Here is a 12,676-nt window from a genome sequence, read left to right as displayed (position 1 = left end):
TTCCCCTCCTGCTTAATCCTCTAAATTTTGCGCTTAATACGATAAACATAAGCTAATATTTCTGCTACTGCTTTAAAAAACTCATCTGGTACAGTGTCGCCTATTTCCACTTGATCATACATAGCTCTAGCTAAAGGCCGATTTTCAACCATTACCACATCATGCTCTTTAGCAATTAACTTTATTTTTTGTGCAACGAAATCGGTACCTTTTGCTACAACTTTAGGCGCATCCATATTATCTTCATCGTATTTTAAAACGAGTGCGTAGTGCGTCGGGTTAGTGATAACTACGTCAGCTGTTGGTATTTCTGACATCATTCGGCGCATCGCCATTTCACGTTGTCTTTGCTTTATTTTTGATTTAATTAATGGGTCACCTTCACTATTTTTATACTCGTCTTTAATATCTTGCTTTGACATCTTTAAATTCTTTTCATAATCATACTTTTGGTATGACCAGTCAAGTACTGACAAGCATAATAATACGAGTGAAGCAGCGATACCCATCGTACCTACTAAAGTAGCTACTGTGACGAGTGTCTCTTCTGGACTTTTGAAAGATAAGGCAAGCACAGCTTTAATGTTCGTCCAAACAATGATAGTCGTTACACTGCCGATAAACGCGATTTTCAGTACTGATTTCAGTAACTCAATAATCGCTTTTACAGAAAAAATACGCTTAAGTCCTTTAATAGGGTCCATTTTTTTCAAATCAAACTTCATTGACTCCGTCGTAAATAAAAACCCAAATTGTATGTAGTTACCTAGTAGTGCAGCAACCATCGCTACACCCATAATCGGTAATATAATAATCGCTAACTCAAGTAGCATACTTTTAAATAGTTGCATCGTTTCTTCTATTGTCAAAGCTTGAATATGCATATTACTAATAAATGTCTGTTTAAAAAAAGATTGGATGTTTGACACAAATGATCCGGCAAAGGCGACTAAAAAAATAAAGACAGCTAGCATTACAATAGCACTCGTAATATCTTGACTCTTTACAACTTGACCTTTCTTACGGGCATCTTGACGTTTTTTAGGGGTTGCTTTTTCTGTTTTTTCACCGGCGAAGAATTGCAAATCTAAACGTAGTAAAATATTAGCCACCACCTAAAATAGTCATTAAATCACGCATCGCTACAATCATAATCGAAATTAACTTTGATATAACTTCCATCATTACAGGTATCATAATCACGAGAACAATAAAGCTCACGGTAATTTTAATAGGGAAACCTACCACGAAAATATTGAGTTGCGGCACAGTTCTAGCAGTAATCCCTAACGCTAAGTCCACTAAAAATAATGTGGCTACAACGGGCGCTGCCATTTGAAACGCTATAGCAAATACGGCGGTAAATGTCGTAATGATAAAGCTTATTAAACGTTCGTCCCCGAAGGTAGGCCATAGCTGATCCATAGGTAAAAATTGATAACTATAAAAAATACCGTCCATAATTAAATGGTGTCCATTGACCGCTAGCAATAATAATAAAGCTAATGAATTAAAAAATTGCCCTACTAAAGGACTTTGTGCCCCTGTTTGAGGGTCAATAATATTAGCAATCGCAAAACCCATTTGGAAATCAATAAAGCTACCTGCAATTTGTATAGCCGACATAATGATGAAGCCCAGTAAGCCAATAAATAAGCCTACTACAGCTTCTTTAAGAATTAATAAAATATATGTACCATCTACTACAAAAGGTGCAACATCGGTCATCGTAAAATACATAAGAAAAGCCAAGACGACCGCTAATGCTATTCTTACTTGTTGAGGTATTGTACGGTAGGATAGAAATGGAACGGTAACAAAAAAAGCGGTAACACGAACCATCATAAGTAAAAGAACAGTGAAGTTAGGTAGCAACTCATTCATTTACTCACCCGATATAGCGCACTAAGTTTTCAAATATATCTTTAGCGTACTCCGTCACTTGTGAGAGCATCCAAGGTCCAAAAAACACCATACCTACTAATACCGCTACAATTTTAGGTACGAAGGCTAACGTTTGCTCTTGAATTGAAGTCGTAGCCTGAAATATACTTACAGCTAACCCTGTAATTAATGCAATCATCAATAACGGCCCACTCGTAATAAGTACGACTGTAATTGCACGTTCTGCAACCGATATTACCATTTCTCCAGTCATAACACTTCATCCCCTAAAAACTTTGTAATATTGACTTCATCACTAAATACCAACCATCAACTAATACAAATAGTAAAATTTTAAACGGTAAAGAAATCATTACCGGTGGCAACATCATCATACCCATTGACATTAATGTACTCGCTACAATCATATCAATTACTAAAAAAGGTATAAAAATCATAAAACCGATTTGGAAAGCGGTTTTAATTTCACTTAGCGCAAATGCTGGCACTAACATCGTTAACGGAATTTCTTCAATCGTAGCTGGCGGCTCTGTAATACCGTTATAGCTCATAAATAACTCTAAATCCTTTTGCCTTGTATGCTCTGTCATAAATGATTTAAAAGGTATACTCGCTTTGTCATAAGCCTCTTCTAGTTGAATTTCTTCCGCAAATAATGGTTGCAATGCTTCTTTATTTACCTCATTAAACGTAGGCGCCATAATAAAAAAAGTTAAAAATAGCGCTAAACCAATAATAACTTGGTTAGGTGGCATTTGCTGCGTCGCTAAAGCTGTGCGGACGAAGCTCAAAATAATGACTATTCTCGCAAAAGATGTCATCAATATTAAAATACTCGGTGCTAAAGATAGCACAGTAAGAAGTAATAATAATTTTACAGAAGTGGAGACATTCGCTGGGTCAATGCCATTGCTAAATGCCGCTAGCATATACGTCATAAATCACCCTTCTCCTTTTCCTTCCAATTATTAATCCCCTCACTGCGCTCTTTTTCAATTTCATGAATGCGCTTTTGAAGTAAATCATTAAATTGTTCTGCTTCTTCTTCTACCTTAGTCTTGTTAAATTTACTAAACAACTCTTTTAATTTAATAGGTGCAGCTGCTAACGTTTGTTTATCTTCATACAGCTTATAAAGTGTATCAACTTCGATTTCATCTGTAATCTCTTTCAACAATTGCACATCTTCCCCTACGCCAATTACATAAATTTTAGAACCAATTTGTAATAGCTGTACGGACTTTTGTGCGCCTACAGATACACCACCTAAATTTTGTACCATTTGGTTTTGCTGGTATTTTAAATTGCGCGTGTTTAAAAATTTTAATACAAGGTAAAGCAAAACAACGACAAATCCTAACGCTAACATAATTTTCACAAAGTCAAAAAAAGTATAACTAGGAACACCAGCCACTTGCTGTTGATCATCAAGTGCTGGCGCTTTTTTTGATGGTAAATCAGATGAGTCTCCTTTATTTTTAGAGCCTTCTATTGTTTCTTTAACGGTAGTAAGTCCCTCATCTGCTAAAGCGATAGGTGAAAAACCTATCAGCAAAGCACAAGCCAAGAGCATTGTTTTTGCTAGTTTGAAAAACGCCATACAATCAACTCAACGCTTTTTGAATTGCTTCAATAACACGGTCTGCTTGGAACGGCTTTACGATAAAGTCTTTAGCTCCTGCTTGAATTGCATCGATAACCATCGCTTGTTGCCCCATTGCTGAACACATAATAACAATTGCTGATGGGTGGCTTGCTTTAATTTCTTTTAGCGCTGCAATACCGTCCATTTCTGGCATTGTAATATCCATTGTTACAAGATCAGGCTTAAGCTCATTATACTTTTCTACAGCTTGCATACCATCGGCAGCTTCACCTACTACTTCAAAACCATTTTTCGTTAAAATATCCTTAATCATCATGCGCATGAAAGCTGCATCGTCAACAATTAAAATCCTTTTTGACATAATTATTTCCTCCAAATCATTTATCGTAAGTGATTAATTCGCTCTGCTTGACTTAAAACATCTGTAATTCGCACACCAAAGTTTTCATCAATAACTACAACTTCTCCCGTTGCAATTAATCGACTATTTACAAGTATGTCTACAGGCTCACCTGCAAGCTTATCTAACTCAATAATTGAACCGCCAGATAGTTCTAAAATCTCTTTTACAGAACGCTTCGTACGTCCTAACTCTACCGTAACTTGTAGTGGTATATCAAGTAACATATTTAGATTTCTATTTTCATTTTGCCCTAAGCTTGCTGACTCAAATGAAGCAAACTGTGCTGGCTGTACATTAACAGGCGGCGCTTGTTGTATTGGCGGCTGTTGGTACATCGGTTGCTGGTACTGCGGCGGTGCTTGTTGCATTGGTGGCGGCTGCATCGGTTGCTGATATTGCGGCGGTGCCTCTTGCATTGGCGGCTGTTGATACTGAGGAGCCGGCTCAGGTGGTGCTTGTTGTACTGGTACTTCTGGCATAGGTGGTGGTGTCGGCTGTGGTGCACTTACTTCTTCTGTTAATTGAGGTGCTTCCTCTTCCATACCGCCATTTAATAACGAGCCCACAATACTTTTACTGAATTTCAATGGTAATAATTGCATAATATTAGAATCAATTAGCGTGCCAATACGTAATCGGAATGATACTTTAACCAGTAAATCATCTTCTGGTATATTATCTTCGCCCTCTTTTTTCGTAAGGTTCATTAAATCAATAGAGGGAGGAGATATATCAACTTTTTTATTAAAAATGGCTGACATTGAAGTAGCAGCTGAACCCATCATTTGATTCATCGCTTCTTGAACAGCACTTAGTTGGATTTCACCAAGCTCTTCATTTGGATTTAAACCGTCGCCGCCTAACATTAAGTCAGCAATAATCGCTGCATCTGATTGCTTAATGACAAGTAAGTTCATACCAAGCAAACCAATGGTATATTCTACTTGAACAGCTACATAAGGATGAGGAAATTCCTCTTCTAATTTATTACGATTTATCATGGATAAGCTAGGCGTTGTAATATCAACTTTTTGACCTAGCAATGAAGACAGTGCTGTAGCAGAGCTACCGAATGAAATATTACCAATTTCACCTAACGCGTCTTGCTCCATTTCATCTAAATAATCTTCTACTCGTAGTTCATCACTATCTTCTGACGGAGCCGCTTCAGTTTCTTGAAGAGGTTTGTCTGTTAATGACTCTCCTCGTAATAGCGCATCAATTTCCTCTTGCGATATCATTTCATCACTCATCTTCGTCTCCTCCTTTCAATGGTTCAATAATCTGCACCGCTAATTTTTTATTTACTTTACCCGGTTGTACTGTAAACTTCGGTAAATTACCTACTTTCAATACGAGCGGACTATCAATTTTTTTATCTAATTGTAATACGTCACCGTACTGCATCATTAAGAAATCTTGAATCGTAATATCTGCTGTACCAAGTTCTACACTTACAGGTAACTCTGAACGGCGTACATTTGTCTCAAGCGCTTTGATTTGTTCTGGCGACATTTCCTTTGTATTAGACTGCATCCAATAACGCGCAGATAAATTAGGCACAATTGGTTCTAACACTACGTGTGGTATACATATATTAATCATACCGCTCGTTTCACCAATTACAGTGTTCAGTGAAATTACGACAACTGTTTCATTAGGTGAAATCATCTGTAAAAACTGCGGATTTACTTCTAATTCTACTAACATTGGGTCAATCTCTGCAATACTTTCCCATGCTTCTCGTAAGTTATCAAAAGAACGTTCGAATAAGTTTGTCATAATTTTTGTTTCAATCTCTGTTAAGTTATCCACATTACTATGACTCTCGCCCGTTCCTCCCATCATACGGTCTAGCATAGAATAGGCAATGTTCGGGTTAATTTCCATTAGGATGTTACCGTCAAGAGGCGGCACTTCAAACACATTAATTAGTGTCATATTAGGAATTGAGCGAACAAACTCCTCAAATGGTATTTGGTCAACTGACGCTACCGTAATTTGCACATACGTGCGTAATTGTGCGGAAAAAAAGGTGGTAATTAAACGCGCAAAGTTTTCATGTACACGCGTTAAACTACGAATTTGGTCTTTAGAAAAACGTAAGGCGCGTTTAAAATCATAAACCTTTACACGCTTTTCTTCATCCTCTTTTTTGATATCATCAGCTGTCATTTCACCGGTAGATATTGCGGAGAGCAACGCATCAATTTCCGATTGGGATAATACATCTCCCGCCATTTGCCCACCTCCAATTTACATCATTTATTTACTTAACTAATAATACAAGAAGTAATGGATACTTCTGTTATTTCACCAATACGCATCAACTCATTGAGCTGGGTTTTCAACGTATTTTCAAGCAATAATTTACCTTCTTTACCTTCTAAATCTTTTGAAGACATTTCAGATAACTCTTTAATTAAAATGTTTTTCGTTTGGAAATCACGTTGTGTCAACTCAGCAGCAGCTTCTTCACTAGACGTTTGAATCTTAAGTGTTAAGCGCACAAACTTCTTATCTGATAAGTTCGTTGTAATTTCCTCGACATCTACCGAAGCTAATAAAATATCTTCAATTGATGGCTCAATCCTTGTTTCTTTCTTTTCTTTGTCATCACCGCCGCGCATCATTAACGCAACCGTAATTACTACACCGATTAAGATAACTACGACCAGCGCAATTATCACAATCGTCATCGTCTTATTCTTCTTCATCATCTTCACCTCGTAGGTGCGGGTTTGATAGTATTTGTATATTGGAATAAAAGGCTCTAACCTTTTCTCGCACCTCTTCTTCAGATTCTTTTACTAATACTGTCGATCCTGTCGTCAGCCTAACTGTGGTGTCAGGGAATGACTCGACAGTTTCTATGTATAACGCGTTGATTGTAAACGTTTTACCATTTAATCGAGTTACTTGTATCATTGAATTAGGGCCGGACCACTAGAGGAGCCGGCCCGACCCTCCTTCTCAATGCAGTACTTATCTTATCGTTTTAGGTTAACAAGTTCTTGTAAAATCTCATCTGACGTTGTAATAATACGTGTGTTCGCTTGGAAACCACGCTGCGCTACAATCATCTCTGTAAATTCTTCTGATAAGTCAACGTTGGACATTTCAAGGAAACCAGATTGTACAGTACCCATACCAGCTACCGTAGCAACTTGTTGTAAAACTTCTCCTGAGTTAGCTGTTGGTTGATAATAGTTACCTCCGATTTTATTTAAACCACCTGGATTTGAAAACTTACCCATAATTAATTGACCTGCATATTGTAAACTACCTGCAGCATCTACATAAGAAATTGTACCATCTTGACCGATACTCATACTCTCAGCATCTTTTGGAATACGAATAGGCCCCAATTCTAAATCTTCTCCACTTAGATCACCTGTAGTTCCAGTAAGACCATTCGCACCTTTATCTTCATCAAAACTAGACTCTTTATCATCGTTAGGGTCAGCGCCTTCAATACCCTCTATTTTAGTATATATTGTACTATTCGCATGACCATATAAATATTTACCATCAGCATTAACGAGATATCCATCATTATCCATATAGAAATTACCAGCACGCGTATAAACTAAGCCTGTAAACGCTCCATCATCATCGCCTGGTTGTATATTACCATTTTCATCACGTCCCGAACCTGTAGAGTCAGCTACAATAAAGAAACCATCGCCTTCAATACCTAAGTCAAGTACGTTATCTGTAGATTGCATTGACCCTCCACCGTGCATCGTATCAATCGCTGCCATTTGTGCACCCAAACCTACTTGCTTAGGGTTAACACCACCACGTGTAGCTGTAGCACCTGATGCACCTGATTGTGTTTGTGAAATTAAATCTTTAAAGATTACGCGACTTTTTTTGAAGCCGTGTGTGTTAACGTTAGCGATATTATTACCGATAACGTCTAATTTTGTTTGGAAGTTTCGTAAACCCGAAATCCCTGAATACATGGAACGTAACATAATATATTGTTCTCCCTTCGATTGTCGTCGCACTTGCGTCTATCAGTCAGCAAATGCTAAGGCTTCCTTAGCTTAAGAAGGTCCAGCCCTACAGCACAATTGTGCCGTCAATATTCGTAAAAATTTGCGCTTTTGCCTCGGTGCGATCCATCGCCGTAATTACTGTGCTGTTTTTAGCACTAATAATTAACGCTGCTTGTTCCATCAAAACGAGTGGGTTTTTAACACCCTTTAAACTTGCTTCTTGCACTTTAGTTGAAACATTATGCCACTCACCTTCTGTAATGGTAATTTGGCGTTGTGCTAAACGTTCTGAAGCGTGTTTACTTAACTTTAACTGCTGTGCGCTCGCTCGCTCTAAATGGGCGATAAAAGAACTGTCTGCAGTTTTAGCTATGTTTTTTTTAGGTGCAGGTATCGTCACTTGCAAAGGCAAATGTTGTATGGCCATATTTCGCAATGGCTTCACCCACCTTATTCACTGATTACGGTAAACGCATCTCCCGCTACTTTTTTCTCATTATCTAGCACATATAAAATTTTACCGTCTTTATTTGAAACAGATACGACATGTGCCTCTACTTCTTGCTCATCTTCTTGATAAGTTACTTTTTTACCTATCATAGCGCTAGCCTGAACGAGTGGTGATGTATTTGTACTTGCATTCATTTCTGCACCATTTCCTAATACACCTGAAATATTACCCGCACTAATCGTTTTACCGTCAGCTAATGTAAATATCGCTTCACCGTCTTTAAACTGCACCGACTGAATAATGCCGTTACCTTCTTTTACTACAAAGTTACCTTCTGTATCTTTCTCTTCTGTTAACTCATGCCACTTCACATCTTTACCGATAAATGTCGTATAATTCATTAATTGTGATTGCTGTTGTGATAACAATAAAGATTCCATTGCTTTTGTCATTTTTTGCATTTGCTCTAACGATGAAAACTGAGCCATTTGCGCAATGAATTCGCGGTCATCCATAGGGTTGGTTGGATCTTGATTTTGAAGTTGCGTAATAAGTAATTTTAAAAACGCATCTTTCCCTAACATCGAATTTCCTGTTTCTTTTACGGGTTTTTTATAATTGCTTAAATATAAATCATCTGTAATTTTACCAGACTCAAGCGGTTTATTACGTGAGACATTATTACCGTTATAACCTACTGTCGTTACAGGCATACTTAAACCTCCTCATTCGCTAAAAACTCTTCAAAGCTTTGTTGCTCTTTTTGCTCTTTTTTATTTTCTTGCTCCTGTTGTTGACGCTTGAAAAACTGATTAAAGAAGCCTTGTTGTTCACGATTGTTACGGTCTGTATCTTGTAAAGTTTGTCCTACATCAATGCGCTCTACTTGTAAACCTTGTTGCACAAATGCTTGTTTTAGTTGATGTAATTGATTATCAATCATTTCGCGTCCTGCTGCTGTTGAAGCTAGCATACGCGCCGTTAAAATACCATTTTGCTGCACAAGTTCTACACGTAATGTTCCTAAATTTTCCGGATACAATTTAATCATCAATCTTGTAACACCTTGATTTTGTGAGATTTGCGCTTTATTAATAATAGCTTGCATTTCTTTAAGTAATGCTTCTGACTGACCTGGCTGTGCTTGTGGCAAAGTTACTTGGAAAGTATTAGGACGCGTTTGTATCGTGTTTTGCGTTAATGCTTCTTGCCCTGTAGGTTTTACTTCACTTTTCGCTTGGGTTAATAAGTGCTCAAATGGCAAAGCCGCTTTTGTTTCAAATGGCAAAGCCGCTTTCGTTTCAGTTGATGTTTTTGTCATCGTCGTCACTACGTTTTCTAACAACGTAGATAGTGACTGTAACTTGCCTTCTTGCATGCTCGTCAAATCAACATCTTTTGCTGCTACTTGCATAAACTTAAGCATCGCAACAAATTGATTTGCTTCCTTTGGTGTCATGGCATGTTCACCTTGTAGCATCGCAGAGAGCTTACTTTGAATGCCTGAATCATCTGTTGATAGTGCGCTTAATAAAGCCCACACATCCTCTACTGCATCTTGTTGATTTGTTAGAGCTACCATAAATCGCTGTAAATCTTGCTCGTCTAAGTTAACAAGTTGTAATAGCGCAGATAGATTGCCCATTAACTCTTCAACACTTATTAATTTATCATCTAGTAAAATTAAACCATCAATTTCTTGTAAGCCTAAAATATCAAGCAGTTCCTTGACGTTTTTCGCCTTCAATACCGCTCCTGTTTCCTCTGCGGGTTCCACCGCTGAAGTTGTTTTTTCTGGCGTTTTCTGTTGATTAACTACCTTATTAAACATCGTGCCGAATGATTCATTTTTATTGTTTGTTGTAGGTTTTGGTACTTCTGGTGCTTCTGGTTTTTTCACTTGAACCATCTGCATAAGTTGTACGTTCATCCTTATCACCTCCTTTTATTGCTTAGCGAGTAACTCTGTGTATTTTGCTGCTTCTTCAGGTGTCATTTTTTCAAAAATCTTAGCTACCGTATCAGATTTTAAACTTGATAAAATGCGAATGGCTTCCGCATCGCTCAACTTAACAATCGCAGGTGCAGCTGCTTTGGCTGACATCTTTTCATATGTGGCAACAATTTCACTGTACTCACTCTTAGTATCGTCTTTTTCTCGCTTTACTTTCTCTAATTCAAACAAGATTTTTTCTTGTTCTGTTAGCAGCTTTTCATTTGCTTCTTCAGATGTCTTTAATTGTGCTTGAATCTCTGCGATTTGCGCTTCTTTTTCTGCAATGACACCTTGTAACTCTAACACCTTTTCATCGTTATTCATCGCCTGTTCCTTCGTTTTTTCTTTATCAGAAGCTACGAAAGGAATGTCCATGTCTTTGAAATTGAAGACATTTACATTTAATAGTTGTGACACTACTAATAGAACAGCAATAATAAATGTGACAGGTATTAAAAAGAAAAGAAAGAACTTTTTAAAGAAGCCACTTTTCTTTTTAGGTTGTACTTCAGGTGTTGACTCTTCTTCTTTAGCCATGCGCTCACCTATTTTCTCTTTTATTATATGTTTGCAATGACACTTCATCTAAAAAATTCATTTCGATACGGTTTTGTTCTTCTTTGAACAACTCATGGTCTTTTTCTCGCATCTTTTCAAACTTTCGTACTTCAAGGTTTTTTTCTAATAATTTCTCTTCATACCACTGCATTTTAGCACGTGCTTGAATAACTTTTTGTTGCACGTCCTCAATCGTTTTTTCTAAACTGTCGATAAAGCGCGCATAGTGATGAATTTCATCAATAGAAGCTCCAATCGTTAATCGCTCCTGTTGATAAGCAAGTAGGTCTTCTTTACGTTTTAATAAATCATATAATTTTGTTGCTACTTCCTCAAAAGCTTTCGTAGCATCTTTATATGCCATTTCGGTTTCATTTTTCTCTTGTTCTCGAATGGTCAAGATTTGCTGAAAACGATAATGATACATCAACGTCCACCGCCATTAGATAATTGAATTAATTCTTGCACGCTGTCTTCTAGCGATACTTTATCCATAAAACCTTGCTTTAAATAAGCGGTTATAAGGGGCTCATAGTGAATCGCCTCATCAATCTCTTGTGAGGTGCCTCTTTTGTATGCGCCTATATTAATCAAGTCCTCTGATTTATCATACGTGTAATACAAGTTACGCAAACGTTCGGCTGCTGCCCGATGTTCTGGCGTGGCAATATGATTCATCAATCGACTTACGCTTTTTAAAACATTAATTGCAGGATACTGTCCTTTATTGGCCAATGTTCGGTCTAAGACAATATGCCCGTCTAAAATACCACGCACTGTATCTGCAATCGGTTCATTCATATCATCCCCGTCTACTAATACAGTATAAAAAGCGGTTATCGTGCCTTTTAAATTCGTACCTGTACGCTCTAATAATTTAGGTAAAATCGCAAATACGGATGGTGTATAACCACGCGTTGCTGGTGGCTCTCCTACGGCTAACCCTACCTCACGTTGCGCCATGGCAACACGCGTCACAGAGTCCATCATAAGCATGACGTTGAGCCCTTGATCACGGAAGTACTCTGCAATCGCTGTCGCAGTAAAAGCACCTTTAATTCGCATCAGCGCAGGCTGATCAGAAGTAGCCGCCACCACAATCGAACGACTAAGTCCTTCTGGTCCTAAATCACGTTCGATAAATTCACGTACTTCACGACCACGCTCCCCAATTAAGGCAATAACGTTTAAATCTGCTTTTGTATTACGCGCAATCATTCCTAGTAACGTACTTTTACCAACACCCGAACCTGCAAAGATACCAATACGTTGTCCACTACCTACGGTTAACATACCATCAATGGCCTTAACCCCAACCTCTAAACGTTCATCAATAGGCGGTCGCGTTAACGGATTTGGGGGGTCTTGCTCAGTAGGCACTGTAGCCATTCCACTAGGCAATAAAGTATCATCGATTGGTTTTCCCATCGAATCGAGCACTTTTCCTATTAATTCCGTGCCTACTTTAATTTCTAAAGGCGCATTCGTACCTTCTACTAAGCAACCTGTTGAAATCTCTCGTAATGATGTATACGGCATTAATACGACAATTTCATCTTTAAAGCCTACTACTTCAGCTAAAATCACTTGGTCACCATCACGAATTGTAGGAACATGTATTTTACAAACATCTCCTATTGAACTTTCCGGACCTTGTGACTCAATCATTAAGCCTACTACACGTGTTACACGACCATATTTTTTAAAGGTCGGTATACTCGTAATACGCCCAAGTAATTGCTCCGCTTTCATA

Annotated in this window: 17 protein-coding genes; all 17 read right to left on the bottom strand. The window is 38.0% G+C overall.

The genetic code is table 11. The features are described from left to right. Positions 1-20: 20 nt before the first annotated feature. A complete protein-coding gene (gene flhB / locus DDE80_RS00920) occupies positions 21-1,112 on the bottom strand; it encodes a flagellar biosynthesis protein FlhB (RefSeq protein ID WP_108305884.1) in 1,092 nt (363 codons plus the stop codon). Next, entirely contained in the window at positions 1,105-1,884 is a 780-nt protein-coding gene (gene fliR, locus DDE80_RS00915; protein WP_108305811.1) for a flagellar biosynthetic protein FliR, read from the bottom strand. The genes flhB and fliR overlap by 8 nt, the downstream gene beginning before the upstream one ends. A 4-nt stretch (positions 1,885-1,888) precedes the next feature. Beyond that, complete coding sequence (gene fliQ / locus DDE80_RS00910) at positions 1,889-2,158, bottom strand: flagellar biosynthesis protein FliQ (RefSeq protein ID WP_108305810.1); 270 nt, start codon at positions 2,156-2,158, stop codon at positions 1,889-1,891. Between the two features lie 13 nt (positions 2,159-2,171). Next, positions 2,172-2,843, bottom strand: a complete 672-nt coding sequence (gene fliP / locus DDE80_RS00905) for a flagellar type III secretion system pore protein FliP (RefSeq protein ID WP_201261473.1) — start codon at positions 2,841-2,843, stop codon at positions 2,172-2,174. Next, on the bottom strand, positions 2,840-3,505 hold the full coding sequence (locus tag DDE80_RS00900; RefSeq protein WP_108305809.1) for a flagellar biosynthetic protein FliO: 666 nt from the start codon (positions 3,503-3,505) through the stop codon (positions 2,840-2,842). Before DDE80_RS00900 ends, fliP begins: the two co-directional genes overlap by 4 nt. 4 nt (positions 3,506-3,509) lie before the next feature. Next, positions 3,510-3,872, bottom strand: a complete 363-nt coding sequence (locus DDE80_RS00895) for a response regulator (protein ID WP_108305808.1) — start codon at positions 3,870-3,872, stop codon at positions 3,510-3,512. A 20-nt stretch (positions 3,873-3,892) separates the two neighbouring features. After that, positions 3,893-5,167 carry a flagellar motor switch phosphatase FliY gene (fliY, locus tag DDE80_RS00890; protein WP_108305807.1) on the bottom strand — a complete coding sequence of 425 codons (1,275 nt, stop codon included), beginning with the start codon at positions 5,165-5,167 and terminating at the stop codon, positions 3,893-3,895. Further along, the gene (gene fliM, locus DDE80_RS00885; protein ID WP_108305806.1) at positions 5,160-6,155 is read right to left on the bottom strand and encodes a flagellar motor switch protein FliM; all 996 of its coding nucleotides are present in this window, start codon (positions 6,153-6,155) and stop codon (positions 5,160-5,162) included. The genes fliY and fliM overlap by 8 nt, the downstream gene beginning before the upstream one ends. Before the next feature lie 32 nt (positions 6,156-6,187). Beyond that, on the bottom strand, positions 6,188-6,631 hold the full coding sequence (locus DDE80_RS00880) for a flagellar basal body-associated FliL family protein (protein WP_108305805.1): 444 nt from the start codon (positions 6,629-6,631) through the stop codon (positions 6,188-6,190). Then, a complete protein-coding gene (locus tag DDE80_RS00875) occupies positions 6,618-6,842 on the bottom strand; it encodes a flagellar FlbD family protein (protein WP_108305804.1) in 225 nt (74 codons plus the stop codon). Before DDE80_RS00875 ends, DDE80_RS00880 begins: the two co-directional genes overlap by 14 nt. 62 nt (positions 6,843-6,904) lie before the next feature. Next, positions 6,905-7,894, bottom strand: a complete 990-nt coding sequence (gene flgG, locus DDE80_RS00870) for a flagellar basal body rod protein FlgG (protein ID WP_108305803.1) — start codon at positions 7,892-7,894, stop codon at positions 6,905-6,907. 88 nt (positions 7,895-7,982) lie between these two features. After that, on the bottom strand, positions 7,983-8,345 hold the full coding sequence (locus tag DDE80_RS00865) for a TIGR02530 family flagellar biosynthesis protein (protein WP_427901786.1): 363 nt from the start codon (positions 8,343-8,345) through the stop codon (positions 7,983-7,985). A 23-nt stretch (positions 8,346-8,368) separates the two neighbouring features. Then, a complete protein-coding gene (gene flgD, locus DDE80_RS00860; protein WP_108305801.1) occupies positions 8,369-9,082 on the bottom strand; it encodes a flagellar hook assembly protein FlgD in 714 nt (237 codons plus the stop codon). A 2-nt stretch (positions 9,083-9,084) separates the two neighbouring features. Continuing rightward, the gene (locus DDE80_RS00855) at positions 9,085-10,299 is read right to left on the bottom strand and encodes a flagellar hook-length control protein FliK (protein ID WP_108305800.1); all 1,215 of its coding nucleotides are present in this window, start codon (positions 10,297-10,299) and stop codon (positions 9,085-9,087) included. Positions 10,300-10,314: 15 nt separating this feature from the next. After that, on the bottom strand, positions 10,315-10,902 hold the full coding sequence (locus DDE80_RS00850; protein ID WP_108305799.1) for a MotE family protein: 588 nt from the start codon (positions 10,900-10,902) through the stop codon (positions 10,315-10,317). Between the two features lie 4 nt (positions 10,903-10,906). Further along, positions 10,907-11,350: a flagellar export protein FliJ gene (fliJ, locus tag DDE80_RS00845; RefSeq protein ID WP_108305798.1), complete on the bottom strand. Its 444-nt coding sequence runs from the start codon at positions 11,348-11,350 to the stop codon at positions 10,907-10,909. Next, on the bottom strand, positions 11,350-12,675 hold the full coding sequence (fliI, locus tag DDE80_RS00840; RefSeq protein ID WP_108305797.1) for a flagellar protein export ATPase FliI: 1,326 nt from the start codon (positions 12,673-12,675) through the stop codon (positions 11,350-11,352). Before fliI ends, fliJ begins: the two co-directional genes overlap by 1 nt. Position 12,676 lies beyond the last annotated feature (1 nt).

Origin of the sequence: Metalysinibacillus jejuensis, from assembly GCF_003057615.1 — a bacterium.
Lineage (GTDB): Bacteria > Bacillota > Bacilli > Bacillales_A > Planococcaceae > Metalysinibacillus > Metalysinibacillus jejuensis.
Note: the sequence above shows the minus strand (reverse complement) of the source record. Positions and strands in the feature narration are given on the sequence as shown.